The sequence below is a fragment of the Enterobacter cloacae complex sp. P24RS genome (assembly GCF_014982165.1).
Taxonomy (GTDB): Bacteria; Pseudomonadota; Gammaproteobacteria; order Enterobacterales; family Enterobacteriaceae; genus Enterobacter; species Enterobacter quasihormaechei.
The window spans coordinates 42,041-67,546 of record NZ_JADCKU010000013.1 but is presented as its reverse complement, the minus strand read 5'-3'; the positions used below and the strand labels follow the sequence as shown (position 1 = coordinate 67,546).

At 56.1% G+C, this 25,506-nt stretch carries 28 protein-coding genes; 10 read left to right on the top strand and 18 right to left on the bottom strand.

What is annotated here, in order from left to right; translation table 11 throughout:
• Nucleotides 1–3 precede the first annotated feature (3 nt).
• Nucleotides 4–612 carry a hypothetical protein gene (locus INF58_RS14735; RefSeq protein ID WP_193527967.1) on the bottom strand — a complete coding sequence of 203 codons (609 nt, stop codon included), beginning with the start codon at nt 610–612 and terminating at the stop codon, nt 4–6.
• Between the two features lie 297 nt (nt 613–909).
• On the opposite strand from INF58_RS14735, the gene INF58_RS14730 reads away from it, so the two are divergent.
• Nucleotides 910–1,875, top strand: coding sequence for a DMT family transporter (locus INF58_RS14730; protein WP_193527966.1), 966 nt, complete (start codon nt 910–912; stop codon nt 1,873–1,875).
• 87 nt (nt 1,876–1,962) lie between these two features.
• Here INF58_RS14730 and INF58_RS14725 read toward each other — a convergent pair whose 3' ends face one another.
• Nucleotides 1,963–3,612, bottom strand: coding sequence for a methyl-accepting chemotaxis protein (locus INF58_RS14725; protein WP_063450907.1), 1,650 nt, complete (start codon nt 3,610–3,612; stop codon nt 1,963–1,965).
• Between the two features lie 245 nt (nt 3,613–3,857).
• On the opposite strand from INF58_RS14725, the gene ytfE reads away from it, so the two are divergent.
• The gene (ytfE, locus tag INF58_RS14720) at nt 3,858–4,520 is read left to right on the top strand and encodes an iron-sulfur cluster repair protein YtfE (RefSeq protein WP_063867163.1); all 663 of its coding nucleotides are present in this window, start codon (nt 3,858–3,860) and stop codon (nt 4,518–4,520) included.
• Nucleotides 4,521–4,605: 85 nt separating this feature from the next.
• Here the strand turns inward: ytfE and cycA are convergent, their stop codons facing one another.
• Together cycA and fklB are read right to left on the bottom strand one after the other, a co-directional pair.
• Entirely contained in the window at nt 4,606–6,015 is a 1,410-nt protein-coding gene (gene cycA / locus INF58_RS14715) for a D-serine/D-alanine/glycine transporter (RefSeq protein ID WP_063450909.1), read from the bottom strand.
• A gap of 314 nt (nt 6,016–6,329) precedes the next feature.
• Nucleotides 6,330–6,950: an FKBP-type peptidyl-prolyl cis-trans isomerase gene (gene fklB, locus INF58_RS14710; protein ID WP_193527965.1), complete on the bottom strand. Its 621-nt coding sequence runs from the start codon at nt 6,948–6,950 to the stop codon at nt 6,330–6,332.
• Between the two features lie 231 nt (nt 6,951–7,181).
• Here fklB and INF58_RS14705 point away from each other — a divergent pair, with 231 nt between their 5' ends.
• Nucleotides 7,182–7,820: a LysM-like peptidoglycan-binding domain-containing protein gene (locus tag INF58_RS14705; protein WP_193527964.1), complete on the top strand. Its 639-nt coding sequence runs from the start codon at nt 7,182–7,184 to the stop codon at nt 7,818–7,820.
• A 47-nt stretch (nt 7,821–7,867) separates the two neighbouring features.
• Here the strand turns inward: INF58_RS14705 and INF58_RS14700 are convergent, their stop codons facing one another.
• The 5 genes from INF58_RS14700 to rpsF all read right to left on the bottom strand — a co-directional run bounded on the left by INF58_RS14700 (nt 7,868) and on the right by rpsF (nt 10,389).
• On the bottom strand, nt 7,868–8,797 hold the full coding sequence (locus INF58_RS14700; RefSeq protein ID WP_193527963.1) for a DMT family transporter: 930 nt from the start codon (nt 8,795–8,797) through the stop codon (nt 7,868–7,870).
• 152 nt (nt 8,798–8,949) lie between these two features.
• On the bottom strand, nt 8,950–9,399 hold the full coding sequence (rplI, locus tag INF58_RS14695; RefSeq protein ID WP_006810372.1) for a 50S ribosomal protein L9: 450 nt from the start codon (nt 9,397–9,399) through the stop codon (nt 8,950–8,952).
• A gap of 41 nt (nt 9,400–9,440) precedes the next feature.
• Complete coding sequence (rpsR, locus tag INF58_RS14690; protein ID WP_000135199.1) at nt 9,441–9,668, bottom strand: 30S ribosomal protein S18; 228 nt, start codon at nt 9,666–9,668, stop codon at nt 9,441–9,443.
• Nucleotides 9,669–9,672: 4 nt separating this feature from the next.
• Nucleotides 9,673–9,987 (bottom strand): primosomal replication protein N, encoded by a 315-nt coding sequence (gene priB, locus INF58_RS14685; protein WP_022646836.1) that lies wholly within the window; start codon nt 9,985–9,987, stop codon nt 9,673–9,675.
• A 6-nt stretch (nt 9,988–9,993) separates the two neighbouring features.
• Nucleotides 9,994–10,389: a 30S ribosomal protein S6 gene (gene rpsF, locus INF58_RS14680; RefSeq protein ID WP_003856034.1), complete on the bottom strand. Its 396-nt coding sequence runs from the start codon at nt 10,387–10,389 to the stop codon at nt 9,994–9,996.
• Nucleotides 10,390–10,730: 341 nt separating this feature from the next.
• On the opposite strand from rpsF, the gene yjfY reads away from it, so the two are divergent.
• Complete coding sequence (gene yjfY / locus INF58_RS14675) at nt 10,731–11,006, top strand: DUF1471 family protein YjfY (protein WP_193527962.1); 276 nt, start codon at nt 10,731–10,733, stop codon at nt 11,004–11,006.
• A gap of 135 nt (nt 11,007–11,141) precedes the next feature.
• Here yjfY and INF58_RS14670 read toward each other — a convergent pair whose 3' ends face one another.
• Genes INF58_RS14670 through ulaA form a run of 6 tightly spaced genes read right to left on the bottom strand, consistent with a single transcriptional unit; the run spans nt 11,142 to nt 15,550 of the window.
• Complete coding sequence (locus tag INF58_RS14670) at nt 11,142–11,828, bottom strand: L-ribulose-5-phosphate 4-epimerase (protein ID WP_193527961.1); 687 nt, start codon at nt 11,826–11,828, stop codon at nt 11,142–11,144.
• A complete protein-coding gene (locus INF58_RS14665) occupies nt 11,821–12,681 on the bottom strand; it encodes an L-ribulose-5-phosphate 3-epimerase (RefSeq protein WP_193527960.1) in 861 nt (286 codons plus the stop codon). The genes INF58_RS14670 and INF58_RS14665 overlap by 8 nt, the downstream gene beginning before the upstream one ends.
• A 9-nt stretch (nt 12,682–12,690) precedes the next feature.
• Nucleotides 12,691–13,341, bottom strand: a complete 651-nt coding sequence (gene ulaD, locus INF58_RS14660) for a 3-keto-L-gulonate-6-phosphate decarboxylase UlaD (RefSeq protein ID WP_193527959.1) — start codon at nt 13,339–13,341, stop codon at nt 12,691–12,693.
• A 13-nt stretch (nt 13,342–13,354) separates the two neighbouring features.
• Entirely contained in the window at nt 13,355–13,822 is a 468-nt protein-coding gene (gene ulaC, locus INF58_RS14655; protein ID WP_193527958.1) for a PTS ascorbate transporter subunit IIA, read from the bottom strand.
• Between the two features lie 9 nt (nt 13,823–13,831).
• Nucleotides 13,832–14,137: a PTS ascorbate transporter subunit IIB gene (gene ulaB, locus INF58_RS14650; protein ID WP_193527957.1), complete on the bottom strand. Its 306-nt coding sequence runs from the start codon at nt 14,135–14,137 to the stop codon at nt 13,832–13,834.
• Between the two features lie 12 nt (nt 14,138–14,149).
• Nucleotides 14,150–15,550, bottom strand: coding sequence for a PTS ascorbate transporter subunit IIC (gene ulaA, locus INF58_RS14645; protein ID WP_022646831.1), 1,401 nt, complete (start codon nt 15,548–15,550; stop codon nt 14,150–14,152).
• Between the two features lie 359 nt (nt 15,551–15,909).
• Here ulaA and ulaG point away from each other — a divergent pair, with 359 nt between their 5' ends.
• Nucleotides 15,910–16,974, top strand: coding sequence for an L-ascorbate 6-phosphate lactonase (gene ulaG / locus INF58_RS14640; protein ID WP_063867151.1), 1,065 nt, complete (start codon nt 15,910–15,912; stop codon nt 16,972–16,974).
• Between the two features lie 110 nt (nt 16,975–17,084).
• Entirely contained in the window at nt 17,085–17,840 is a 756-nt protein-coding gene (ulaR, locus tag INF58_RS14635; RefSeq protein WP_063867148.1) for an HTH-type transcriptional regulator UlaR, read from the top strand.
• On the opposite strand, the gene yjfP is transcribed toward ulaR, so the two are convergent.
• Nucleotides 17,837–18,559, bottom strand: coding sequence for an esterase (yjfP, locus tag INF58_RS14630; protein ID WP_193527956.1), 723 nt, complete (start codon nt 18,557–18,559; stop codon nt 17,837–17,839). The genes ulaR and yjfP overlap by 4 nt on opposite strands.
• A gap of 137 nt (nt 18,560–18,696) precedes the next feature.
• Between yjfP and bsmA the strand changes: the two genes are divergently transcribed.
• From bsmA to INF58_RS14615, 3 genes are all read left to right on the top strand, one after another.
• Nucleotides 18,697–19,026 carry a biofilm peroxide resistance protein BsmA gene (gene bsmA / locus INF58_RS14625; RefSeq protein WP_063867144.1) on the top strand — a complete coding sequence of 110 codons (330 nt, stop codon included), beginning with the start codon at nt 18,697–18,699 and terminating at the stop codon, nt 19,024–19,026.
• A 148-nt stretch (nt 19,027–19,174) separates the two neighbouring features.
• On the top strand, nt 19,175–19,450 hold the full coding sequence (gene yjfN, locus INF58_RS14620) for a DUF1471 family protease activator YjfN (protein ID WP_063450923.1): 276 nt from the start codon (nt 19,175–19,177) through the stop codon (nt 19,448–19,450).
• Nucleotides 19,451–19,620: 170 nt separating this feature from the next.
• Entirely contained in the window at nt 19,621–21,552 is a 1,932-nt protein-coding gene (locus INF58_RS14615; protein WP_193527955.1) for a methyl-accepting chemotaxis protein, read from the top strand.
• On the opposite strand, the gene INF58_RS14610 is transcribed toward INF58_RS14615, so the two are convergent.
• Nucleotides 21,549–23,171 (bottom strand): isovaleryl-CoA dehydrogenase, encoded by a 1,623-nt coding sequence (locus INF58_RS14610; protein ID WP_193527954.1) that lies wholly within the window; start codon nt 23,169–23,171, stop codon nt 21,549–21,551. The genes INF58_RS14615 and INF58_RS14610 overlap by 4 nt on opposite strands.
• Before the next feature lie 195 nt (nt 23,172–23,366).
• Here INF58_RS14610 and INF58_RS14605 point away from each other — a divergent pair, with 195 nt between their 5' ends.
• A complete protein-coding gene (locus tag INF58_RS14605; RefSeq protein WP_193527953.1) occupies nt 23,367–24,641 on the top strand; it encodes an MFS transporter in 1,275 nt (424 codons plus the stop codon).
• Nucleotides 24,642–24,732: 91 nt separating this feature from the next.
• On the opposite strand, the gene rlmB is transcribed toward INF58_RS14605, so the two are convergent.
• On the bottom strand, nt 24,733–25,464 hold the full coding sequence (gene rlmB, locus INF58_RS14600) for a 23S rRNA (guanosine(2251)-2'-O)-methyltransferase RlmB (RefSeq protein WP_003856001.1): 732 nt from the start codon (nt 25,462–25,464) through the stop codon (nt 24,733–24,735).
• Nucleotides 25,465–25,506 lie beyond the last annotated feature (42 nt).

The window sequence follows — 25,506 nt, the reverse complement described above, 5'->3', positions numbered from 1 at the left end:
AGCCTAACCAGGCGCTAATGTCTGGCTTTGACTGAGTATCAGACGCGCTTTTAGATATAATTCCTGACGGCTGTGCGTCCCGATCCGGTCCGACAGTAAAGCGCGCTGACAATAAAGCGTTTTTACCGAGCGAAAGAGCCGTCTGGCCTCAAGAGGAAGGGGGATATCTTTTTCCAGCATTTGCATGGTTCGGTTATCACATCGCGTGAGCAGAGGCAGAACGTTGTCCGAAGCGTGCGAGGCGTAACCGGCAATCCAGCGTTTGATTATTTCAGCCACCGCATAAATGCGGGTATCTGGAGTAATGAACAGCGTTCGTTCATATCCGCTGGTCCCTGACAGCATTCGGAAGCAAGAGTCAGTACAGAAAACAATACGAGGGCTCTTCCCTTCCATTGCCGCATCCTCCTTCATCCGCCATACGAACACCTGTGGCAGCGTCATTCCGACAAAGACCTGCACCTGGATCTCTGGCATGGTAATAATGTCTGGCGAAATAATATTCCTGAACAGCACCACCAGCGCGGAACAAAATACATTATTGGCTCCGCTGATAGAAATACGGGAACGCCCTGCCAGCATCACCTGTTCGGACCATATGACTTCCTGCATCTTCTTTCCTGTAAAATAGGCCGATCGTTCTCATCGTCCCACGTCGTTGATGGCAGGATATGAAAACCGACGTTATGCCGTGGTCGTAAAAATCCGTCGACTATAGTAATCACACCGTCTCTCGAAGCCTGTAGGTCTTATAGGTATGTCTTGTAGGATTAAACTGAAACCACGGAAAAAGTATCCTGGCGGCTGACGCTTTGGCCCCATGTCTTTCGCTAATGCGCAACCTCATACAATACGCACGCATCTGTGCCTCCTACACTGGCTACAACATGTATTACTGTGGACGGAAAGATGATTAGCGGCGTGTTGTATGCCCTGCTTGCAGGGTTGATGTGGGGACTGATTTTCGTCGGCCCGCTGATAGTGCCGGAGTACCCGGCGATATTGCAGTCGACCGGACGCTATCTGGCGCTGGGGCTGATTGCCGTGCCGCTGGCGTGGCTGGGGCGTGCGCGTCTGCGCCAGCTGAGTCGCCAGGACTGGCTCACCGCGCTGGCGCTGACCGTGATGGGCAACCTGATCTACTACGTCTGCCTGGCCAGCGCCATTCAGCGCACCGGCGCGCCGGTTTCCACCATGATTATCGGCACGCTGCCGGTCGTCATTCCTGTGTTCGCGAACCTGCTGTACAGCCAGCGTGACGGCAAACTGGCGTGGTCAAAAATGGTGCCCGCGCTGGTATGCATCGCCGTGGGGCTGGCTTGCGTGAATATTGCCGAACTTCGCCATGGCCTGGAAAATTTCAGCATGTGGCGTTACGGTTCAGGGATCTTTCTGGCGGTTATTTCAGTTGTGTGCTGGGCCTGGTATGCCCTGCGCAACGCACGCTGGCTGCGGGAAAACCCGGATAAGCATCCAATGATGTGGGCCACGGCGCAGGCGCTGGTCACGCTTCCCGTCTCGCTGCTGGGCTATGCGGGTGCGTGTGTCTGGCTGGGTAGCCAGCATCCGGATTTTGCCCTGCCCTTCGGACCGCGCCCGTGGGTATTCGTCGGGTTAATGGTTGCCATTGCCGTGCTGTGTTCGTGGGTGGGCGCGCTGTGCTGGAACATTGCCAGCCAGAAGCTGCCGACGGTGATATTAGGGCCGCTGATTGTCTTTGAGACGCTGGCCGGGCTGCTCTATACCTTCCTGATGCGCCAGAGCATGCCGCCGCTGTTAACGGCCTGCGGGATCGCGCTGCTGGTCGTTGGGGTGGTGATTGCGGTAAGAGCGAAGCCGGAAAAACCGAGGGTTGTTCCGGCGTCGGAGGGGTGATGATTGCCGGGTGGCGGCTGCGCCTTACCCGCCCTGCACTGTCCTCGAACGTAGGCCGGGTAAGCGTCAGCGCCACCCGGCACAATGTCAGAACGTTTCCCAGTTCGCTTCAGACGCCGTTGCTACGGGCTGCGCCTTAGGCGCGTAAGCCTTCACGGGCGCGGCTTTTACCGCCTGGTTGCGGGTGATCTTAAACACCGCCACCGCTTCGTTCAGGCGCGCGGCCTGATCTTCCAGCGCCGCTGCCGCTGCCGCAGACTCTTCCACCAGCGAGGCGTTCTGCTGGGTAACGCGATCCATCTCCGCTACCGCCTGGCCCACCTGATCGATACCGCGGCTCTGCTCGTCGGAGGCTGAGGCAATCTCACCCATGATGTCCGTCACGCGCGTAACCGCATTGACGATTTCCGCCATCGTCGCCCCCGCTTCATTCACCAGCTGAGAGCCCGCGTTAACGCGCTCGCCGGAATCATCGATCAGCGCTTTGATCTCTTTCGCCGCCTGCGCGCTGCGCTGAGCAAGGGTACGCACCTCGCCCGCGACAACCGCGAAGCCCCGCCCCTGCTCGCCCGCACGCGCCGCTTCGACCGCCGCGTTCAGCGCCAGAATGTTGGTCTGGAAGGCGATACCGTCGATCACGTTGGTGATCTGCGCAATCTTGCTGGAGCTGGTGGCGATTTCATCCATCGTACGCACCACGCCCTCGACCACGTTTCCGCCCTTCTTCGCGGTGGAAGAAGCATCCAGCGCCAGACGCGACGCCTGACGCGCGTTATCGGCGTTTTGCTTCACGGTAGCGGTTAGCTGCTCCATGCTGGCTGCCGTCTCTTCCAGGGAGGCGGCCTGCTGCTCGGTACGGGACGAGAGATCGTTACTGCCCGCCGAGATTTCACCCGCGCCGGTGTAGATTGTATCTGCGCCTTCGCGCACCACGCCCACCGTATTCGCCAGCGCGGTCTGCATCTCCTGAACGTTACGCGCCAGGATCGCCATTTCGTTTTTACCCTCAGCGTGAATCGGCTGGGTTAAATCGCCTGCCGCAATGGCGCGGATGTGGTTGATCACCTCTTCTAGCGGCAGCAACAGCACGCGGCGCATGGCAATCCAGCTGGAGATAATGACGGCTACCACCAGCAGCATGACCGCAGAAAGGATCCACAGAATTCGCTTGTAGTCACTTTCATTGTCCTTGATGCCTTTGTCGGTGAGCGCGGCCTGCGCCTCGCGCCATTCGCGGTAGACCTTTTGCATCGCGGTCTGCTTGTGTTCGGCATTTTGTTTGAACATCTCTTCCAGGTTGCCCTGACCCAGCAGAACGTTCATCTGCGTCAGCGTGGCGGAGTAGATGCGATACTGCTCTTCAAGCCTGTCGGCCAGGTGCTCGTCCATGCCCGGCGTTTCCGGCAGCGCGTAGTATTTATCGTAATGGGTCTGGGCATCGGCCAGCAGGTTTTTCGCGGTATTGACCAGCTCGTTCAGCTGCCCGCCGTTAATCTGAGATGCCATGCTGCTTTGCAGACGCAGCATGCCGCGGTTGAGGGTAACGCGCGCCTGGTTAAGGCTGATCCAGGCGTCGGTCAACTCCGCGACGTTCTGGCTGGAAAGCTGAGAAACGGTGAAGTTCTCTTTATCGTTATTGAGCGCATTAATGAAAATGCCGGCTGAGATCAGCTGCATGATGCCGAGCACGAGCAGCACCGAGATGAGAAGAGTAATGACTTTTATACGTTTAAACATGCGTTGCCTTTTGATATGCAGGTATTGTCTGACCTGTATCTATCGGCACGTGCGGCAGGTTGTTTACTGTTTCTCCACCTTTAAAAACTTTCGAAAGCTTTTTTCTGCATTCAATCAGCAGGTTAAAAGCACGCTTTTTTTTGTGATCGCCCTCTCACTTTTACCCTTGCCTCTAAAGGGTTATAGTATCGCTTTAAAGATGCATTTAAAATGCACCTTATATTTTTGATGATGAGGTAACTGCTATGGCCTTCCGCGACCAACCCCTGGGCGAGCTGGCGCTCTCCATCCCTCGCGCTTCTGCGCTGTTCCGTAAATACGATATGGATTACTGCTGCGGCGGTAAGCAAACGCTGGCGCGCGCAGCGTCGCGTAAAGAGCTGGATGTAGAAGCTATCGAAGCGGAGCTGGCTAAGCTGGCAGAACAGCCTGTCGACAAAGACTGGCGCACCGCGCCGCTGGCTGAAATCATCGACCACATTATCGTGCGTTACCATGACCGTCACCGTGAACAGCTGCCGGAGCTGATTTTACAGGCCACCAAAGTAGAGCGCGTTCACGCCGATAAACCTTCCGTACCGCGCGGCCTGGCGAAATACCTGACCATGCTGCACGAAGAACTCTCCAGCCACATGATGAAAGAAGAGCAGATCCTCTTCCCGATGATTAAACAGGGCATGGGGAGTCAGGCGATGGGGCCCATCAGCGTGATGGAAAGCGAACATGATGACGCCGGCGAACTGCTGGAGGTGATCAAACACACCACCAACAACGTCACGCCGCCGCCTGAGGCGTGCACTACCTGGAAAGCCATGTACAACGGCATTAATGAGATGATTGACGACCTGATGGAGCACATCAGTCTTGAGAATAACGTGCTGTTCCCGCGGGCATTGGCTGATAAATAAAAAAGCCCGGTAGCGCTAGCGCTTACCGGGCCTACAACGTCCTCGAACGTAGGCCGGGTAAGCGTCAGCGCCACCCGGCACATGCTTAACGCATGCCTGCCATACGTTTCTTACCGATAAACAGCCAGCCCAGCCCCAGCGCGATAAACCACAGTGGCGTGACGATCAGCGCCTGACGGGTATCGTCTTCCAGCGTCAGCAGCACCAGCACAAAGACGAAGAACGCCATGCACACCCAGCACATCAGCTTGCCCAGCGGCATCTTGTAGATCGACTTCTCGTGCAGGTGTGGACGCTGCTTGCGGTACACCAGGTACGAGCAGAGGATGATGGTCCAGACGAACATGAACAGGATCGCCGACACCGTGGTGATCATGGTGAACGCGCCGATTACGCTCGGGTTGACGTAAAGCATCACCACGCCGCCCAGCAGGCAGATACAGGAGAAGGTCAGCCCTTTCGCCGGCACCGCGCGTTTTGAGAGTTTGGCAAACGCGCTCGGGGCAACGCCCTCCTGCGCCAGTCCGAACAGCATACGGCTGGTGGAGAACACGCCGCTGTTCGCAGACGACGCCGCAGAGGTAAGCACCACGAAGTTAATCAGGCTTGCCGCCGCCGGCAGACCGACCAGCACAAACAGCTCAACGAACGGGCTCTTGGTTGGCACCACCGAACTCCACGGCGTCACGGACATAATGATAATCAGCGCGAATACGTAGAACATGATGATACGCAACGGGATGGAGTTAATCGCGCGCGGCAGGGATTTCTCCGGATCTTTGGTTTCCGCCGCCGTGGTGCCGACCAGCTCAATCCCCACGAACGCGAATACCGCAATCTGGAAGCCGGCAAAGAAGCCGCTGATGCCTTTCGGGAACCAGCCGCCGTCGTTCCACAGATGGGCAAACGACGCCTGAACGCCGGTTGGCGACTGGAAGTGCGTCAGCACCATCACCAGCCCGACGACAATCAGCGCGATGATGGCAACGATTTTGATCATCGCGAACCAGAACTCCATCTCACCGAACATTTTTACGGTGGCGAGGTTAAGGCTCAGCAGCAGGATAATCACCGCCAGCGAGGCCACCCAGTCCGACAGGCCGGGGAACCAGAACTGTGCGTAGGCCGTGATGGCGACAACGTCCGCCATACCGGTGACCACCCAGCAGAACCAGTAGGTCCAGCCGGTGAAATAGCCTGCCCAAGGACCGAGCAGGTCGGACGCGAAATCGCTGAAGGATTTATATTCGAGGTTCGAGAGCAGCAGTTCACCCATTGCACGCATCACGAAGAAGAGCATAAAACCGATGATCATATAAACGAAGATGATCGACGGGCCGGCAAGACTGATGGTTTTGCCCGATCCCATAAACAGCCCGGTGCCGATGGCGCCCCCAATGGCAATGAGCTGAATGTGACGGTTAGTGAGATTTCGCCGTAGCGACTGTTCAGACGTCGCCTCTTCCGCGGCGGCGACTTTGACCTGATCTACCATGTGATATTTTCCTGTTTATGCCTGTCTGTGTTGTTACGGCTCTTCTGGCCTTTAAATACGCCAAATAAATGACGGTCCCTTTGTAAGGACTAATCGATAGTAGGTAAGAATCGGCGGGATGAATACTATGATTTGGATATTATGTTAATAATATGTTGAAAGTGAGTGTCATATCACTCATACAGCGCGAAACAGCTCACAAAAATACACGTAACAGTTTCGTTTGCAATACAAAATGTTGATTCCGTCGTAACTCCAGGTTTTATCGCTATTTTCCTCTCCCCGACTGGAGAGAGGAAAATAAGAAAAACCGATTACAGGATTTCCAGCAGCTCGACTTCAAACACCAAGGTGCTGAATGGCGGAATGGACGCGCCAGCGCCGCGCTCGCCGTAAGCCAGGTTGTGCGGGATGGTCAGTTCCCACTTTGAGCCTACCGGCATCAGGGTCAAGGCTTCGATCCAGCCTGGAATAACGCCGTTAACCGGGAACTCAGCCGGTTCGCCACGCGCAACGGAGCTGTCGAACACGGTACCGTTGATCAGCTTACCGGTGTAGTGTACGCGAACGTGGTCGGTACGCGCCGGGATAGCGCCATCACCCTGATTGATTACGCGGAACTGCAAGCCGGACTCGGTGCTGTTCACGCCTTCACGCTCGCGGTTCTCTTCCAGATATTTAACGCCTTCTGCCGCCATCTCTTCGAAACGCGCGCGACGCACGGCGTCAGCACGTTCGTGAATTTCACGCAGCGCACGGTGCACAACGTCAACCGGCACGGCGGGTTGCTTGCCTTCCAGCGCATCAGCGATACCCGCCACCAGCGCTTCCGGTAACAGACCTTCCAGGCCGGATTCGCTCAGCTGCTGTCCTACCTGCAAGCCGATGCCGTAGCTTGCCTGCGCTTCGATAGTGTCAAAAGTCGGGGTGGTCATGGGTTTTCCTTCCATCACATTTAAAGTAGCGGGCAGCATATCAGCCATGCCCTTATGGGTAAAACTTTGTCTTAAGTAAAGGTGACAAACAGCGGCGAAACGGAAACAATAGTAGCCGTCAGGATTTTCCCAAATATATGTCACGAAAGCTGGCTTTGTTACGCCCATCAGGCAGTTAGCAAACTACACTTCTCAGGACAGGATAAAAAGACGCGGAGCAGGAGGAGAGCCATGCCCGGGCGATTTGAACTGAAACCTACCCTGGCGAAAATCTGGTATGCGCCGGATAACTTTCGCATCATGGACCCGCTGCCGCCTTTGCACCGCAGAGGCATTATCATTGGCGTGCTGCTGATCGTCATCGGCTTCCTGCTTCCTTCCGGCAGTGACAACGTTGATACCGCGCCGGTCAGCCGGAATGCGGAGCTGGATATCCAGTCGCAAAGCCAGCCGCAGCCGGATTCACAGCCGATGCAGACGCAGCTGGTCACGCCCTCTAACGATCCGGGCCAGGTTGCGCCGGTTGAACCTGAACCCGTTCAGGAAGATCAGGAGCAGGCCGCCGTTCCTTCAGAGCCGCAGGCGCAACAGCCGACCGGCATTGAGCAGCAGTGGCGTTCGTATCGCGTAGAATCAGGGAAAACACTTGCCCAGCTGTTCCGCGACCATAATCTGCCGGCAACGGATGTGTATGCCATGGCGCAGGTTGAAGGGGCAGGCAAACCGCTCAGCAACCTGCAAAATGGTCAGATGGTGCAGATCCGCCAGAATGCCAGCGGCGTAGTGACGGGGCTGACCATTGATACGGGGAATGGTCAGCAGGTGCTGTTTACCCGTCAGCCGGACGGCAGTTTTATCCGGGCACGCTAGTTCCCGTAGGCCGGGTCAGGCGAAGCCGCCTCCCGGCACGTCATTTCTCAGGCGCTCCGCTTGTTCACCCACCAGATCCCCGAACAGACCAGCACCAGGGCAATCGCGTATTTGAGGTCCAGAATGTTTTCGCCGAGGAAGATGGCGGAAAGCACCGTCCCTGCAACAGGAATGACAAAGTTGAACGGAGCAATCATGCTCACGCGGTTCACCTTCAGCAGCGCGCTCCACAGGGCGAACGCCACGGATGAGAGCAGGGTCAGGTAACCCAGCACGGCGACGGCCTTCATGCTGTGCACCTCCAGCGTCCCGCCCGTGATATAGCCTCCCGCAACCAGTGCCGCCCCGCCTATCGCCAGCTGCCAGCCCGTCATCACCGTCGGGTCAACGGTCTGGGAAATACGTTTCCCGTAAAGCGTGGCGGCAGAGAGAATAAAGGCCGCCAGCACGACAAATCCGTCACCTTGCCAGACAAACTGGAAATCACGTAACCCGCCGTGGAAGTTCACCAGCATTACCCCGGCGAAGCCCAGAACGCAGCCCAGCGTTTTGTTGTAGCTGAGTTTGTCATTGTGGTAGATAAAGTGCGCCAGCAGCACGCTGAAGAAGGTGCCGGTGGCATTCATGATCGAGCCGTTCACTCCGGTAGTGTAGGCCAGGCCGATATAAAAGAAGGTGTACTGGATGGTAGTCTGGGTAAGCCCAAGGATCGTGAGCTGGCCAAACTGCGTGGGCGTGAGCCTGCCAATCGGTTTTCGCTGGGCCAGGGCAAAGAGCAGCAGCAGCGCACCGGCAAACAGAAAACGGTATCCGGCAAAGACGACTTTGGACGGGATATCATCGGTCGCGATCTGAAAAAGTTCGTAGCCGCTTTTAATGGCCGGGTAAGAGCTTCCCCAAAGCAGACAGCAGAGCGTGGCGCAGGCATAGGCCACATTTCGACGGGCAAAGACGGGCGTGGGCAGAGCGGTATCCATGACAAATCTCATAAATAAAATTGCGTTTCAATTTATTATCAGAGAATGCGTCAGGAATAGCGACCTTACAATAGCAAAACATGACGTAGGGTCACGCTAAAAAGCAAAACGCCGGCACAAGGCCGGCGCTTCGACGTGAGCAGAGTAAAAAATTACTCAGCTACTACGTTAACAACCAGTTTAGCGAACACTTCGCTGTGAACCTGGAAGTCAACTTCGTGCTCACCAGTGGTACGCAGAACGCCGTTCGGCATGCGAACTTCGCTCTTAGCCACTTTAACGCCTGCCGCAGTGACTGCATCAGCGATATCGCGGGTACCGATGGAACCGAACAGTTTACCTTCGTCGCCAGCTTTAGACGCGATGGTAACGGTGCCCAGTGCGTTGATTGCTTCAGCGCGAGCGTTAGCAGCCGCCAGAACGTCAGCCAGTTTGGCTTCCAGTTCAGCACGACGTGCTTCGAAAAACTCTACGTTTTTCTTAGTAGCTGGAACAGCTTTACCCTGTGGTACCAGGAAGTTACGAGCGTAACCCGCTTTAACGTTTACCTGATCACCCAGGCTGCCCAGGTTTGCTACTTTATCAAGCAGAATAACTTGCATTACCTTATCCTCTTAAAGTCGTATTAATGGACCGTGCCCGATTACTGATGACGATCAGTGTACGGCAGCAGAGACAGGTAGCGAGCGCGTTTGATAGCGCGAGCCAGCTGACGCTGATATTTTGCACGAGTACCGGTGATACGGCTTGGGACAATCTTACCGCTTTCGGTGATGTAGTTTTTCAGCGTTGCGATATCTTTATAGTCGATCTCTTGAACGCCTTCCGCGGTGAAACGGCAGAACTTGCGACGACGGAAATAACGTGCCATTTGGCTAGTCTCCAGTATCTATCAAATCAATCTGCTCGGCATGCAGAACCATTTTGCTCAGGCCGTTCTTTGCCTTGTGGCAAGAGATGAACCCCTGAACGATTACTGCGCTACCGACCGTTAAACTGTGAGTAATGGCCTGGTTTTCGTGTCCGCTAATGATAACGGGCATTTGACACCACGCCTGCCGGTGAAACCCGGCTTCCTCTTGCACAGAACGATGCTCAAGCACGAACTGGCAATGCGGAATTCCTGATGGGCTGACCTTTCGAAGGGGGGTCCTGCACACGGTGCCGGACAACACCAGACGGTTGGTCATCAGAAATTACTCTTCAGAATCCCCAGCATCAGAATCATCTGCGGTTTCGTTTGCGAAATCATCGCGACGCTCACGGCGCTCGTCTTTCGCTTTAACCATCGGAGATGCTTCGGTCACTGCGTGTTTGGTACGCATAACCATGCTGCGGATAACGGCATCGTTGAAGCGGAAGGTAGTTTCCAGCTCATCAATCACTTCCTGCGGCGCTTCAACGTTCATCAGAACGTAGTGAGCTTTGTGCAGTTTGTTGATTGGGTAAGCCAGCTGACGGCGGCCCCAGTCTTCCAGACGGTGGATCGTGCCTTCTGCACCAGTGATGGCAGCAGAGTAACGCTCGATCATACCCGGAACCTGTTCGCTCTGGTCAGGATGGACCATAAAAACGATTTCGTAATGACGCATCGAATTGCTCCTTACGGATTATTCAGCCTCCTGTCTGGGTCAGCCGAGGCCCGGGGAGGCAAGGAACGTGTTAAAGGTCGGCTGAAAAATTGACGCGTCATAATACTTGCGCCCCCCGCTAAACACAAGGTGATTGCGCAAATAATTCGCACAAAGCGTAAAGCTGATCTAAGTGGGTGATTTAAAATCACTCGCATCAGAAGCGCTGTTTTTTTGAACAACACCATCAGAAATGGTCACCCATCGCAACCAGTGGAGCGATTACACTTTAATCAGAATCCCTTAAACAGAGAAGGAGCGCATTACCCCGTATCACCGCACGCAGTCGTGGAGCGCATATCATGAAAAGAATCGCAATCGCCATTTTGGCTGCGCTTTTGCTCAGTGCAAACGCAACGGCAGCCATCAGGATAGACAGCCGACAGGCCAGAAACATGGATGATGTGCAGAGCTTAGGCGTAATTTACATCAATCATAACTTCGCCATTGAAAGTGAAGCAGATTGGGCGCTGAATGAAGAAACCGACGCGCGGGGCGCAAAATACTATCACGTCATCCTGACACGTGAGCCCGGCAGCAACGGCAATATGCACGCCAGTGCAGATATCTACCAGTAACGTTTTATCGCCAGCACCAGGAAAGCCAACGAAAATCAAAGCAATATATGACTTGCCCCCTGCGCGGGGGCTTTTTTTATGAATGGCCCCGGAATACCACCGGTTACAGCTGTTTCGGTATTCCAGAGCACATATTCACTTCTGCCCGTAATAAGCATTGGGTCCGTGCTTACGCATGAAATGCTTGTTCATCAGGTAATCATCAATGCCCTGAAGCTGCGGGTTAATGCCGCGCGCAATCCACGCCATTCGAGCCACTTCTTCCATGACCACCGCGTTATGCACGGCGTCATGCGCATCTTTACCCCACGAGAACGGTCCATGCTGGTACACCACAATCCCCGGCGTGTGCAGTGGTTCCGTCTCACCCAGCGTGTCGATAATGACCCTGCCGGTGTTGCGTTCGTACTCACCTTCGACTTCAGCCTGCGTTAACGCGCGCGTGCAGGGAATATCACCGAAGAAGTAGTCCGCATGGGTTGTGCCCAGCGCCGGAATTGCCAGCCCAGCCTGCGCCCAGGCGGTCGCGTGCGTGGAGTGGGTGTGAACAACGCCCCCCAGAGACGGATAACGCTGGTACAGCGCCAGATGGGTTGCCGTATCTGAAGAAGGACGCCATTTGCCCTCAACGACGTGTCCTTCGAGGTCAACCACCACCATATCTTCAGCGCGCATGGCGTCATAGGCTACGCCGCTCGGCTTAATCACCACCAGCCCCTGCTCGCGATCGATGGCACTCACGTTGCCCCAGGTGAACGTCACCAGGCCATAGCGCGGCAGATCCATATTGGCCTCAAAGACCTGCTGTTTTAGCTTAAGCATGTTCCGCCTCCAGCAGGCCTGCCCGCGCCATCCGCTCGCGCACCCAGTCCCTGGCTTTCGCCACTTCTGCCGCCGGGTCGTCCACAGTTTCGCTCCACATCTCAATCAGATAAGGCCCGCAATAGCCGGTCTGTTTGAGCGTCTGGAAGCACCGTTCGAAATCCACCACCCCGGTGCCGAACGGCACGTTTTTAAACACGCCGGGACGGGTATCTTTGACGTGCACCGCCACGATATGCCCGATGCCCGCCTGAAGCTCCATCTGTACGTCGTTATCCCATGCCGACAGGTTGCCGATATCCGGATACAGCTGGAACCACGGGTTGTTCAGGTAGTGTGCGTAGCCCAGCGCCTTGCTGATGGAGTTCATCAAGGGATAATCCATGATCTCCATCGCCAGCGTCACCTGCGCGCGGCTTGCCATCTCAACGCTCTCTTTCAGGCCGTCACGGAAACGACGGCGCGTTTCATCGTTGGCGTCCTGATAGTAAACGTCGTAACCCGCCAGCTGGATCACGCGGATGCCGACATCCTGCGCAAAACGAATGGCTTTGCGCATGATCTCCAGCCCCTCAGCGCGCACGGCATCGTCTTCACTGCCAAGCGGAAAACGACGGTGCGCGCTCAGGCACATGGATGGCACCCGCACGCCGGTTTCGGCAATGGCGCTCACTAGCGCCAGACGCTGCTCGCGGGTCCAGTCCAGGCGAGAAAGGCGCTCGTCCGTCTCATCCACCGACATTTCGACAAAATCAAAACCCAGCTGCTTCGCCAGCTGTAACCGCTCCAGCCAGCACTCCCCCGCAGGGAGTGCCTTTTCATAGATGCCAAGCGGGACCTGTTTTGACAACATACCCGCTCCTTAGCCCCAAAGCTGAGCGATGGAGCGTTTGAACTGACGCGCCGCTTCCACCGGAGATGCCGCGTCGCGAATGCTGCGGCCGGCAATAAAGACGTGGATTGGAATACCCTTGAACAGCGGCAGATCTTCCAGCGCCAGGCCACCGGTAACGGTGACTTTGAAGTCCATATCGGCCAGGCGTTTGATCGCGCTGATATCGGCCTCGCCCCACGCCACGCCTGCGGCCTGCGCATCGCGGCTGCGGTGATACACCACCTGCTGAATACCCGCGTCGCGCCACGCCTGCGCCTGCTCCCAGGTCCAGAAACCGGTCAGCTCTATCTGCACGTCGCCGTTAAACTCTTTTGCCACATCCAGGGCACCTTTCGCGGTGTTGATATCCGCACAGCAAATCACGGTGACCCAGTCAGCGTTGGCTTCGAAGCACATGCGAGAGAGAATTTTGCCCGCATCGGCGATTTTGGCATCTGCGAGCACGATTTTATGCGGGTAGAGCGCTTTCAGGTCACGAACGGCGCGTACGCCTTCGCCTACGCACAGAATGGTGCCCACTTCGATGATGTCGACTTCTTCCGCAATCAGGCGGGTGGTTTCGTAGGCGTGAGACAGCGTCTGGTTATCCAGCGCGACCTGTAACATTGGTAAAGACATATTCAATTCCCTCTTAAACTGCCGCCGCAGTGGCGTGATCAATTAAATCCAGTACTTCCTGCGTGGTACGACAGGCGCGTAAACGGTCGAAATTGGCTTCGTCCTCAAACAGATTGACGATTTGCATGATCCCCACCTCCTGGTGGGTGTTGGCATCGACAGCCGCCATGGTGATGAGGATATCGACCGGGTCGTTATCTTCGTGGTTGAACACCAGCGGCGTTTTCAGCGTCACCAGCGCAAAACCGGTTTTCCTGACGCCCTCTTCCGGACGTCCATGCGGCATGGCCAGCCCCGGGGCAATCACAAAATAGGGGCCGTGCTGCGCCACGCCGTCCAGAATGGCCTGGTAATAACGCGGCTCGACAACATCCGCCTTAACCAGCAGATCCACGCTCAGCTTCACCGCGTCCTGCCAGGTGCTGGCGTCGGCCTGTAAAAGGATGGCGTTATTCTCTGCCAGCGAATCACGTAGTTTCATGTGGCGTCCTTACTTCACGTCCTGTGGGAAGTGTTCTTTGATCACTTCCAGCAGTTTTGGTCCAAAATCCGCAGGCGACAGCATGTTGCGCACGCCTACCACGTATTTGTTACCCGAGACGCTAATCTCATCGGCAATGTGCGTTGAGGCGATGATGATGTCCGCGCCGTTCAGTTCACTTTTGTATTCACCCACTGCGCAGCTGTTCACCGTGTGGTCAATGTTTGACTGGGTTAAAAACTGGTCCACTTTCATTTTCATGATCATGGAGCTTCCTTGCCCATTGCCACACACAGCCAGGATACGTACGGTCATAATCGAAACTCCTTAGTGAGCAGAAACTTCTGCTGTTTGTTTTTCCGCATCTTCTTCAGCCCGCAGCGAACGGCCAGCGAAGAACATATAAGTCAATGCAATCAGGATGATGACGGCCATAAAGACCAGCCCGACGGAGGCAAAGCCCTGCATCATCGGCGGTGCCAGAATTGACCAGTCCGCCATGCCCATCCAGGCGCTCATACCGGTGAGCTTGACCGCCCACACGCAGCCGAAGATTTCAACCATGCCCATCACTAGGCAGATCTTGAGCGCGGCGCGCCATCCGCCGAAGTGATTCGCAAACACGCCGATGGTGGCGTTGGAGAAGAACATCGGGATAAAGCCGGGAATAATCAGGATGGAGGAGCCACAGCCCACCAGGATGCCGACCGCAATCAGCTGGCCGATGGTGCCCCACATAAAGCCCCAGACCACGGCGTTAGGCGCAAAGCTATAGATAGCCGCACAGTCAATCGCCAGTACCGCGCCAGGGATCAGGCGCTGGGAGATACCGTTGAACGCCTCAGAGAGTTCGGCAACGAACATGCGCACGCCCTGGGTGATGATGAAAATGGCCACGGCGAAAGAGAAGCCGGTTTGCAGGATATAGACCGTCCAGTGGGTTTTACCCGCCATGGCCTGCACCACGTCAATGCCGAAGGAGAGCAGAATGGCACCGAAGAAAAGGGTCATCACAATCGCCGTTGAGACGATGTTGTCGTGGAAGATATTCAACCAGCCAGGCAGTTTGAGGTCTTCGACACTCTCCTCTTTTTTGCCCAGATAAGGCGCAACTTTGTAGGCAATCCAGGAGGCGAACTGCTGCTGGTGACCGATGGAAAAGCCGCAGCCGTCCGTGACGTCCTGCGTGGGCTTGTACATCATGTTGGAGGTGATGCCCCAGTAAAGCGAGACCAGCACTGCCGTGCAGATGACCGTGGTCCACATTGGGTAGCCGAAGATATAGAGAGAAACGGCAATCAGCCCCGCCTGCTGGAACATGATGTGTCCGGTAAGCATGATGGTACGAATGCCGGTGATGCGACGCAGGAGCACGTAAATGATGTTCAGCGCCAGCGCGAGCAGTACCGCATATCCAACCCAGCTGTACGCATCACCCATACGATCGATAGTGGCCATCATGGACGCGTAAGTGTCAGAGATGGCGCCGTTAATGCCGTACACCTCGGACATTTTGGCAACGACCGGCTTAAACGTGCTGGTCAGAATGCCAGACCCTGCCTGCAACAGCATAAAACCAATGATGGTTTTGATGGTGCCTTTGATAATCACGCTGACGCTTTTGCGCAGCAGGATGTAACCCAGGCACGTCACGATACCCAGCAACAGCGGGGCGTTGGTCATTACCTGATTAAAGAACACGGTAAAGACGTTGTAGAGGATCTCCATAACTCTCTCCAGAAAGTGAGAACACAAGGGGTAATCCTTGTGTGGTTGGTGCCATCACTCTATTAATCACAAATAATCATCACAAGATTGCATTTGATTATTTGTGACGGATCACGCAATTTATTTCCATAACTTTTGTAATGATTTTCACTACCGATGAAGAACAGCAAATTAATTCTTAAAATTCATCATGTTAATGACATATAGCGGTTATCTTAACAACGAACAGAGGGTTTTTCTGTGATGTGGCGAGGGGAATTTTCCGCACACCAGCCATTGCAAATCGATGCAAACAGTGCCAGCATTAATCACAACAAATCACATAATGATTATTTTTGATTAAAAGCAGGAGTCAAACGATGAGTAAAGTGGAAACCATCACCCGTGAATCATGGATCCTGAGCACCTTTCCAGAGTGGGGTAGCTGGCTGAACGAAGAGATCGAGCAGGAACAGGTTGCTCCTGGCACCTTTGCGATGTGGTGGCTGGGCTGCACCGGCATCTGGCTGAAGTCAGAAGGCGGCGCCAACATTTGCGTCGATTTCTGGTGCGGCACCGGCAAGCAGAGCCACGGCAATCCGCTGATGAAAAAAGGCCACCAGATGCAGCGTATGGCCGGGGTGGAAAAACTTCAGCCGAACCTGCGCACCACGCCTTTTGTGCTTGATCCTTTTGCCATTCGCCAGATCGACGCCGTGCTCTCTACCCACGATCACAACGATCACATTGACGTAAACGTGGCGGCCGCGGTGATGCAAAACTGCGCGGACGACGTACCGTTTATCGGGCCGCAGACCTGCGTGGATTTGTGGATCGGCTGGGGCGTACCACAAGAGCGCTGCATCGTGATGAAGCCGGGCGACGTGGTGAAAATCAAAGACATTGAAATTCACGCCCTGGATGCTTTTGACCGCACCGCGCTGATTACCCTGCCTGCCGACCAGAAAGCCGCAGGCGTACTGCCAGACGGGATGGACGAGCGCGCGGTGAACTACCTGTTCAAAACGCCTGGCGGCTCCCTGTATCACAGCGGAGATTCCCACTACTCTAACTACTACGCGAAGCACGGCAACGAGCATCAGATTGACGTGGCGCTTGGCTCCTACGGGGAAAACCCGCGCGGTATTACGGACAAAATGACCAGCGCGGATATGCTGCGCATGGCGGAAGCGCTGAACACCAAAGTGGTGATCCCGTTCCATCACGATATCTGGTCAAACTTCCAGGCCGATCCGCAAGAGATCCGCGTCCTGTGGGAGATGAAAAAAGACCGCCTCAAGTATGGCTTCAAGCCGTTCATCTGGCAGGTTGGCGGCAAATTCACCTGGCCGCTGGATAAAGACAATCTTGAGTACCACTACCCGCGTGGCTTCGATGATTGCTTTACTATTGAGCCAGACCTGCCGTTTAAATCCTTCCTCTGATTGTGAAGCCCAGTCGCCAGACCCTGCGTCTGGCGATGTCATTTTTATTTTAGTAATTTCACGCTATTTCAAATATTATCTTTTCAAATCAATTCTTATCGGAATAGCTCATGACGGAAGCGCAACGGCATCAAATTTTACTGGAACTCCTGGCGCAAACAGGGTTTATCACCGTCGAGAAAGTGATCGAACGTTTAGGGATCTCCCCCGCTACCGCGCGGCGGGATATCAACAAGCTGGATGAGAGCGGCAAGCTGAAAAAAGTCCGCAACGGCGCAGAGGCCATCAGCCAGCAGCGTCCACGCTGGACGCCAATGAACATCCACCAGGCGCAGAATCACGATGAAAAGGTGCGGATTGCCCGAGCGGCGTCACAGCTGGTGAATCCCGGCGAGAGCGTGGTGATCAACTGCGGCTCGACGGCGTTTCTGCTGGGCCGCGAGATGTGCGGCAAGCCGGTGCAAATCATTACCAACTACCTGCCGCTGGCCAACTATCTCATTGACCAGGAACATGAAAGCGTGGTGATCATGGGCGGCCAGTACAACAAGAGCCAGTCCATTACCCTTAGCCCGCAGGACAGTGAAAATAGCCTTTATGCCGGGCACTGGATGTTTACCAGCGGCAAGGGTCTGACGGCGGATGGCCTGTATAAAACCGATATGCTCACCGCAATGGCGGAACAAAACATGCTTAACGTGGTAGGCAAGCTGGTGGTGCTGGTCGACAGCAGCAAGGTCGGTGAACGCGCCGGCATGCTTTTCAGCCGCGCCGAGCAAATCAGCATGGTGATCACCGGCAAAAACGCCAACCCTGAGATCCTCAGCAAGCTTGAGGATCAGGGGGTTAAGGTGCTCCGCGTTTAAAGATGCTGGCGGAAAAACGCCACCGTCGCCTCCAGTGCTGCCGGGGTAATGCGGTGCCGGACACCGGCTCCCCACTGGCAGGTCAGATTGCTGTCCAGCCCTTCGCGCTGTAGCGCCTGTTGCAGACGGAACGTTTCACCGGGCGGTACAACGTCGTCGGCATCTCCATGCCAGAGCAGCAGCGGACGATCGGCCAGCCGCGAAAGCGCGTGGCTGACGTCCCATTCAAACAACAGAGCCTCAATCTCCTGAGGTGCCTGCGGCGGAAACAGCGTCTTTGCCAGTGACGTAAAGTAGCCCGACCCCATCAGGCAAGCCACGGACGTCACCTCAGGATGCCTGGCCATGATCCCCAGCGCCGTCATTCCGCCCATTGATGCGCCTGCGACCGCCAGCCGTTTACCCTCCACCAGCCCCGCCTGTAAGAGCGCGTCACGCAGCCCGGCGAACTCGGTCAGATTGCCGTGCAGCGTTTGCCAGAACAGCCCCAGCCGCGCCTGCTCATCGCCGTTAAAGCGTGCACCATGGTTCGGGGCATCAGGCATGACGACGCGAAAGCCGGCCTGCGCCAGCGCGACGGCAAAATAGCTGTAGACCAGCTTCGAGGAGAGAAAGCCATGATAGAAAACCACCGCCGGCAGCGGTTGTTCACCTTTACCTGCCGGAAAAGCATGGAGGATTTCATGGTCATTCAGGCGGCGCGTTTCAATTTCAATCATTGTCGATCCTGTGCTGATGAATGATTCATAATGTTGAGAGCTGGATTACGGTTTCACGATATTTTCATTCGAAATCTACGTTCCAGATAACACTTCGGGAACATTCCCCCAAAACTAAATTCGCAGACAACTACACTATGGCTATCAGGAAAAGAGACAGGGCTATGCGCAGGCTTACCGCTTTATTGCTGGTCACACTGCTCGGCGGATGTTCCGTATTGCAGGGTACGCCAGAACCGGCACCGCCGGTTACCGATCGTCCCCAGGAAATTCGTCGTAATCAGACGGAAGGATTACAACGCCTGGGAACCGTATCCGCGATGGTTCGCGGTTCACCGGATGATGCAGAAGACGCAATTGAAGCGCAGGCCGTTGCCGCAAAAGCAGATTATTACGTCATCATTATGATTGATGAAACCATTATTACGGGACAGTGGTACGCGCAGGGAATTTTGTACCGTAAGTAGGCATCATCATTTGAACGACCTTTACACTGCTTTTCGTCCGTAGACATTTTCCTGTCCACAATAAACTGCATGCCAGCAACAATGGAAATGCGTTTATTCGCGAAGGATTGCCCGGCGGATACCGGAGACACGTGAAAAGGAGCTGACGATGAAACGAACCCTTGCTTTAACGACGCTATTACTTTCAGCAGGCCTGCTGAGCACCACGGCACAGTCAGCCGAATTTGCCAGCGCGGATTGCGTCACGGGCCTGAACGAGATTGGTCAGATCTCCGTTAACAATATAACGGGGAGTCCGCAAGACGTGGAACGTGTCGTCGCCCTGAAGGCCGATGAACAGGGTGCCTCCTGGTATCGCATCGTCCAGATGCAGGAAGATCACCATGTTAATCTCTGGCGCGTACAGGCCATTCTTTATGCATAATCCCTTCCGATAAAAGCCACTTAATTTTAGTGGCTTTTCACTTTTGCAAATTTTTTATCTCTCCAGAAACGCAATAAAAACAATCTAGTAACATTCAGTTACAGTAAAAAGATAAACGTTCTCTCCGCTCTGCCGTTGAACAGCCATACCTTTTCAATGATGAGCAATTTATGATCACTTTTTTCCGTCGGGCAGGTCTGGGCACGAAGCTATCGCTGCTTACAGGTGCAAGTGTCGCCACGCTTTTTTTGCTGTTCACTTTCCTGTTGAGCCACAACGCCAGCCAGCAGCTTGAAGATCTTGCGGTTGAAGACCTGCATAACCAGTCTACCGGCATGGTGGATATGGTAGAGATGTTCAACACCAGCCTGAGCGAAGAGGTCGAGAGCTATACCCGTCTGTTCACCACCTTTTTGCCACAGCCACTGAACAGCGACAGCAGCCAGAGCCGGACCATTAACGGCCTTACCGTTCCTCTGCTGAAGGGCGGTGAAACGGAGTTGCATGAAAACAATTCGCTTTCTGATGACTTCCTGAGCCGAACGGGGGCTATCTCGACGGTGTTTGTCCGCAGCGGTAACGATTTTATTCGCGTGGCGACGTCGCTGCGAAAAGAGAACGGTGACCGCGCGATCGGAACCGTTCTGGATACCACCAGCCCGGCATTTGCCGCCGTCACGAAAGGGGAAGTCTATCGTGGACTCGCTCTGCTGTTCGGCAAGCGCTACATCACGCAATACCAGCCTGTTAAGAATGCGGAAGGCCAGGTTATCGGGATTATCTTTGTCGGCGTGGACATCACCCATTCGTGGAACGTCATGCGCGAGAAAATCCTTAACCGTCGTCTGGGCGAGAGCGGCCATTTCTACGTGCTGGACCGCAGCAGCGGTAAAACGCGTGGACAGTACCTGTTCCACGCCAGCGAAGAGGGCAAACTGCCCGCCTGGGACGCCGCGACGCAGCAGCAGCTTTTGAGTGACAAACCCGGCACGCTGGAACGCGTGAGCGCGGACGGCCGTACGCTCAAAGTTGCCTACACGCCGCTGGTGGGCTGGAACTGGACCATCGTGGGTGAAGTGGACAAGGCCGTACTGCTTTCAAGCGTCACCACCCTGCGCGATCGCTTCCTGATGGCGGGCGTGGTGTTATCCGCGCTCTTCGCGGGCTTGTTCGTTATCCTCATTCGCCGGATGCTGACCCGCCCGCTGCGCGCGGTAATCGAGCTTGCCCGGCAGTATGCCGCAGGCGATCTGCGTGCCAGCCTGCCGGTCACGCGACAGGATGAAGTCGGCCAGCTGGTTGACGCCATTAACGGCATCGGCGGCGGTCTGCAAAAAATTGTCTTGCAGGTCCGCGAGGCCGCAGGCGAGATCCATCTGGGGACTAACGCGCTGGCTTCAGACACTGGCGAGATCTCTGAGCAGATCAACAAGCAGGCCAGCAGCGTTGAGGAGACCTCCGCCAGCATGGAGCAGTTAGCCGCGACCGTGCAGCAAAACGCCGCTAACATGGAACAAACGCAGCAGTTGGTGGGTGAAACCTCGCGCGCGGTGCATCAGGGTGGAGAGACGGTGACCCACGCGGTCTCCACCATGGATGATATTCGCGACGCATCAAAACGCATTGAAGACATCACCCGCGTGATTGAGTCCATCGCTTTCCAGACCAATATTCTGGCGCTCAATGCGGCGGTAGAAGCGGCGCGGGCGGGCGAACACGGCAAAGGTTTCGCCGTGGTGGCGCAGGAAGTGCGCGCCCTGGCGGCACGCAGCGCTAACGCGGTTAAAGAGATTGAACAGCTGATTGGCGACACGCTGAACAAGGTAAGCGAAGGCCACGCGCTGTCTGAAAAAACGCGCCTGGCGATGGACTCCATCATTGTTCATATCGATAACATCAGCCAGCTTGTCACCGAGATCAACCACGCGTCCCGCGAGCAGTCTGCGGGGATTCGCCAGGTGAATCTGGCCATGACGCACATCGGTGAGGCATCGCATATTAATGCCGATCGTATCTCACGCAGCGAGCAGACGGCACAGACGCTGCGCGAGAAAGGTTCGCACCTCACCCGGCTGGTGAGCCTGTTCCAGCTGAAGGCTTAACCGACCCGGCCCGTGGCGCGCAGCAGCAGGTCGTTTTGCACCTGCTCGCTCATCAGCGTGCCGCCCCGGGCATCCAGCATCATGCGGCACCACGCCTGCGCCACGGGCGGCGATGCGTGCCGCAGCATCTGGCTTCCAGCGCCCAGTAAAAAGAGCTGCTGCGCGATCTCCCTGCCCTGCGCTTCCTGTGGCTTGCGCAGCTTCTGCTGTAGCTGCCGCCAGCTGCGATCGAAGTGCCTGTCCTGGCCTTTTACCTGCGCAAAATCATCGGCGAGCAGGTCGAGAATGCCTGGCTGCTTCGCCAGCACGCGCAGGACATCGAGGCACATAATATTGCCAGAGCCTTCCCAGATGCTGTTAACGGGCATTTCACGGTACAACCGCGGAAGCTCACTCTCTTCGCAATAGCCTGCGCCACCCAGCACCTCCATCGCCTCTGCCACAAACGGTATGCCCGCTTTGCAGACGCTGTATTTTGCCGCCGGCGTGAAAAGCCGCGCCCACGCGGCTTCCTGCGGATCGGTACGGTTGTCCCACGCCCGGGCGAGTCGGAACAGCAGCGCCGTCTGCCCTTCCAGCACCAGCGCCATCCGGCTTAGCACCTCGCGCATTAACGGCTGGTCGATCAGATTTTTGCCGAAGGTCTGCCGCTGATGGGCATGATAAAGCGCCACCGAGAGCGCACGGCGCATCAGCCCGTGGCTGCCAAGCGCGCAGTCGACGCGCGTCAGCCCGCCCATCTTCAGAATTTGCCGGACGCCTTCTCCCTCTTCGCCCAGCAGCCAGCCGGAAGCATCGAGAAACTCAGCCTCACTGCTGGCATTCGAGCGGTTGCCGAGCTTGTCCTTCAGACGCTCCAGACGCACCGCGTTGCGCTGCCCGTCGGGCAGGAAACGCGGGACAAAAAAGCAGGACAATCCGCCTTTCGCCTGCGCCAGCACCAGATGCGCATCGCTCTGCGGTACGGAGAAAAACCATTTGTGCCCCACCAGCCGGTAACTGCCATCGCTGCATTTTTCTGCTCTGGTGGTGCTGCTGAGCACGTCCGAACCGCCCTGCTTTTCCGTCATCCCCATACCGATCAGCAGGCCGCGCTTTTGCGCGCCCGGCGCGAGATGGGGATCGTAACGATCGCTCATCAGCGGGGTTAACCAGTCCTGAAAGGGGTTGGGCAGCAACTGTTGCAGCAGCGGCGTGGCGGCAAAGGTCATGGTTACCGGGCATAGCGTTCCCGCCTCCACCTGAGCATGCAGCACGAAACGCGCGGCCCGGGCGACGAACGATCCTTTTCGCGCCGCCTCTTCCCACGCCAGGTTGTGTACCCGGTTGGCGCAAAGCCCCTGCATCAGAAGATGCCATGCCGGATGAAAGCGGACGTCATCCAGCCGCGCTCCCGTGGCGTCATAACGCAGCAGTTCCGGCGGGTTAACGTTCGCCAGCCTGCCCAGCTCCAGCGACTCCGCCGTGCCCAACTGCTGTCCGATGCTGGCAAGAAGATCCAGATCCCACTCCGCCCCTTCACGCGCTACCGCATCGCGCAGGGCGCAATCAGAGAGGAAAAGGTTGCTGTTCGATAGCGGTGCAGGTTGATTAAAAACGGTATGCGTCTGCCAGTGCATGCTGTCTCCCTCCTTTCATTGGCAATAAAGGTAAGTATGGACAGAGGGCAAACACGCTGCATGGGAGAGGGGTCACACGATGGCGATCGTGTTGATATCATCCGTGAAATAGCTCACAGAACATAAGAATAAACTATTTCATTACTTCGCTAATGCTGAATAATTTATTCTTACCCCGTTTTTGTGAGGATCGTTATGCAACAGGATGCGCACAAGCGTGCATTAATTGCAGGCTCCATCGGCAACTTCATTGAGTGGTATGAATTTGCGGTTTACGGTTTTCTGGCAACCGTCATTGCCAGAAACTTCTTCCAGCTTGAAGGGGAAGCGGAGCTGACCAGCCTGATCCTCACCTGGGCCTCGTTCGCCATCGCCTTTTTCTTCCGCCCGCTGGGTGCGGTGGTCTTTGGCCGCATTGGCGACAGGATTGGCCGCAAGCCGACGCTGATTATTGTGCTGATACTGATGACGCTCGCCACCGCCGCTATTGGCATTGTGCCGGTCTACGCCAGTATCGGCATTGCCGCGCCGCTGATCGTTACGCTCCTGCGTATTCTGCAAGGACTGTTCGCGGGCGGAGAGTACGGCGGTGCGGTTTCGTTGATGACAGAGTTCGCCCCGCGCGGCAAGCGCGGCCTTTACGGGGCATGGCAGTCCTTCACCGTGGCGCTCGGGCTGTTAGCGGGCGCAGGCATTGTAGCGTTGCTCTCCGCTCTTCTCTCTCCTGACGCCCTGCACGACTGGGGCTGGCGCATTCCGTTCTTCCTGGCGTTGCCGATGGGTGCGGTCGCGCTATGGCTGCGGGTGAGCATGGAAGAGACGCCGAGCTTTGTGCAGCAACGGGAAAAACCGGTTATGACTCAGGTCAGCACCGCCGCCACGTTCAAAACCATTCTGATGGGCATTGGCCGGGTGATGGTCTGGTCTGCGGCGGGGTATACCTATCTGGTGATTATGCCGACCTATCTGCAATCTGCGCTGCACACCGGTTTTAACCAGGCGCTGCTGATTGCGGTGATTTCTAACATTGGGTTTGCGCTTACTATCATTCCGTCGGGCATGCTGAGCGACAGGATCGGGCGGCGAACGGTGATGATTATCGCCACCGTGCTTCTGCTGATCCTCGCCCTGCCGCTGCTGAAAATTTTGCAGGCAGAATCGAGTACGCTGGCAGTTAAAGCGATGGTGGTGCTGATTGCGGGCGGTCTGGTGGGGATGCTGGCAGGGCCGGGACCGGCAATGCTGTCTGAGATGTTCCCCACGCGCGTGCGCTATACGGGGCTGGGGCTGGCCTATTCGTTATCGAACGCGATTTTTTCGGGCTGTGCGGGGTTAATCATTACCGGGCTGATTAAGCAGACGGGCAACCTGGACATTCCGGCCTACTACGTGATGGCAACGGCGGTGGTGAGTATTTTCGCGCTGATGACGCTGAGGAAGGATGACCATTTGCGGTTGTTAGAGGAGTGAGGTAAATGCCCGGTGGCGCTGCGCTTACCGGGCCTATGGTACCGTGCCTTTGTAGGCCGGGTAAGGCGAAGCCGCCACCCGGCATAACAGGCTATCCGCGCTGGCGCACCGCTTCAAACAGGCAGATGCCCGTTGCAACGGAAACGTTCAGGGATGACACGCTGCCCGCCATCGGAATGCTGATCAGCTCGTCGCAGTGCTCGCGGGTCAGGCGACGCATGCCTTCACCTTCAGCACCCATCACCAGCGCCATGCGGCCGGTCATTTTGCTCTGATACAGGGTGTGATCCGCTTCACCGGCCGTGCCGACGATCCAGATATTCTCTTCCTGCAACAGACGCATGGTGCGCGCCAGGTTAGTCACACGGATCAGCGGAACGTTTTCCGCCGCGCCGCAGGCCACTTTTTTAGCGGTCGCGTTAAGCTGCGCGGAACGATCTCTTGGCACAATCACCGCATGCACGCCTGCTGCATCGGCGCTACGCAGGCACGCGCCCAGGTTGTGCGGGTCGGTCACGCCATCAAGGATCAGGAAGAACGGGTTATCCAGCTCAGCGATCAGATCCGGCAGATCGTTCTCCTGATACTGACGGCCCGGCTTCACGCGCGCGATGATGCCCTGGTGCACCGCACCTTCGCTTTTCTCATCCAGATACTGGCGGTTCGCCAGCTGGATCACGACGCCCTGCGCTTCCAGCGCGTGGATCAGCGGCATCAGACGTTTGTCTTCGCGCCCTTTCAGAATAAAGACTTCCTGAAAACGCTCCGGTGCGCGCTCCAGCAGGGCCTGCACCGCGTGGATGCCGTAAATCATTTCACTCATTGATGGTTCTCGTAATAAATATTTCCCCTCTCCCGTTGGGGA

What these genes read in the sequence shown, in the direction of transcription:
- INF58_RS14725 (WP_063450907.1), bottom strand. Translation starts at nt 3,612, where the DNA reads ATGTTTAAACGTATAAAAGTCATTACTCTTCTCATCTCGGTGCTGCTC.
- INF58_RS14665 (WP_193527960.1), bottom strand. Translation starts at nt 12,681, where the DNA reads ATGTTGTCAAAACAGGTCCCGCTTGGCATCTATGAAAAGGCACTCCCT.
- INF58_RS14735 (WP_193527967.1), bottom strand. Translation starts at nt 612, where the DNA reads ATGCAGGAAGTCATATGGTCCGAACAGGTGATGCTGGCAGGGCGTTCC.
- ulaA (WP_022646831.1), bottom strand. Translation starts at nt 15,550, where the DNA reads ATGGAGATCCTCTACAACGTCTTTACCGTGTTCTTTAATCAGGTAATG.
- yjfN (WP_063450923.1), top strand. Translation starts at nt 19,175, where the DNA reads ATGAAACGAACCCTTGCTTTAACGACGCTATTACTTTCAGCAGGCCTG.
- INF58_RS14730 (WP_193527966.1), top strand. Translation starts at nt 910, where the DNA reads ATGATTAGCGGCGTGTTGTATGCCCTGCTTGCAGGGTTGATGTGGGGA.
- rplI (WP_006810372.1), bottom strand. Translation starts at nt 9,399, where the DNA reads ATGCAAGTTATTCTGCTTGATAAAGTAGCAAACCTGGGCAGCCTGGGT.
- priB (WP_022646836.1), bottom strand. Translation starts at nt 9,987, where the DNA reads ATGACCAACCGTCTGGTGTTGTCCGGCACCGTGTGCAGGACCCCCCTT.
- INF58_RS14605 (WP_193527953.1), top strand. Translation starts at nt 23,367, where the DNA reads ATGCAACAGGATGCGCACAAGCGTGCATTAATTGCAGGCTCCATCGGC.
- ulaB (WP_193527957.1), bottom strand. Translation starts at nt 14,137, where the DNA reads ATGACCGTACGTATCCTGGCTGTGTGTGGCAATGGGCAAGGAAGCTCC.
- ulaD (WP_193527959.1), bottom strand. Translation starts at nt 13,341, where the DNA reads ATGTCTTTACCAATGTTACAGGTCGCGCTGGATAACCAGACGCTGTCT.
- INF58_RS14610 (WP_193527954.1), bottom strand. Translation starts at nt 23,171, where the DNA reads ATGCACTGGCAGACGCATACCGTTTTTAATCAACCTGCACCGCTATCG.
- bsmA (WP_063867144.1), top strand. Translation starts at nt 18,697, where the DNA reads ATGGCTATCAGGAAAAGAGACAGGGCTATGCGCAGGCTTACCGCTTTA.
- INF58_RS14670 (WP_193527961.1), bottom strand. Translation starts at nt 11,828, where the DNA reads ATGCTTAAGCTAAAACAGCAGGTCTTTGAGGCCAATATGGATCTGCCG.
- yjfP (WP_193527956.1), bottom strand. Translation starts at nt 18,559, where the DNA reads ATGATTGAAATTGAAACGCGCCGCCTGAATGACCATGAAATCCTCCAT.
- cycA (WP_063450909.1), bottom strand. Translation starts at nt 6,015, where the DNA reads ATGGTAGATCAGGTCAAAGTCGCCGCCGCGGAAGAGGCGACGTCTGAA.
- rpsF (WP_003856034.1), bottom strand. Translation starts at nt 10,389, where the DNA reads ATGCGTCATTACGAAATCGTTTTTATGGTCCATCCTGACCAGAGCGAA.
- fklB (WP_193527965.1), bottom strand. Translation starts at nt 6,950, where the DNA reads ATGACCACCCCGACTTTTGACACTATCGAAGCGCAGGCAAGCTACGGC.
- ytfE (WP_063867163.1), top strand. Translation starts at nt 3,858, where the DNA reads ATGGCCTTCCGCGACCAACCCCTGGGCGAGCTGGCGCTCTCCATCCCT.
- rlmB (WP_003856001.1), bottom strand. Translation starts at nt 25,464, where the DNA reads ATGAGTGAAATGATTTACGGCATCCACGCGGTGCAGGCCCTGCTGGAG.
- ulaC (WP_193527958.1), bottom strand. Translation starts at nt 13,822, where the DNA reads ATGAAACTACGTGATTCGCTGGCAGAGAATAACGCCATCCTTTTACAG.
- INF58_RS14615 (WP_193527955.1), top strand. Translation starts at nt 19,621, where the DNA reads ATGATCACTTTTTTCCGTCGGGCAGGTCTGGGCACGAAGCTATCGCTG.
- INF58_RS14705 (WP_193527964.1), top strand. Translation starts at nt 7,182, where the DNA reads ATGCCCGGGCGATTTGAACTGAAACCTACCCTGGCGAAAATCTGGTAT.
- yjfY (WP_193527962.1), top strand. Translation starts at nt 10,731, where the DNA reads ATGAAAAGAATCGCAATCGCCATTTTGGCTGCGCTTTTGCTCAGTGCA.
- rpsR (WP_000135199.1), bottom strand. Translation starts at nt 9,668, where the DNA reads ATGGCACGTTATTTCCGTCGTCGCAAGTTCTGCCGTTTCACCGCGGAA.
- INF58_RS14700 (WP_193527963.1), bottom strand. Translation starts at nt 8,797, where the DNA reads ATGGATACCGCTCTGCCCACGCCCGTCTTTGCCCGTCGAAATGTGGCC.
- ulaG (WP_063867151.1), top strand. Translation starts at nt 15,910, where the DNA reads ATGAGTAAAGTGGAAACCATCACCCGTGAATCATGGATCCTGAGCACC.
- ulaR (WP_063867148.1), top strand. Translation starts at nt 17,085, where the DNA reads ATGACGGAAGCGCAACGGCATCAAATTTTACTGGAACTCCTGGCGCAA.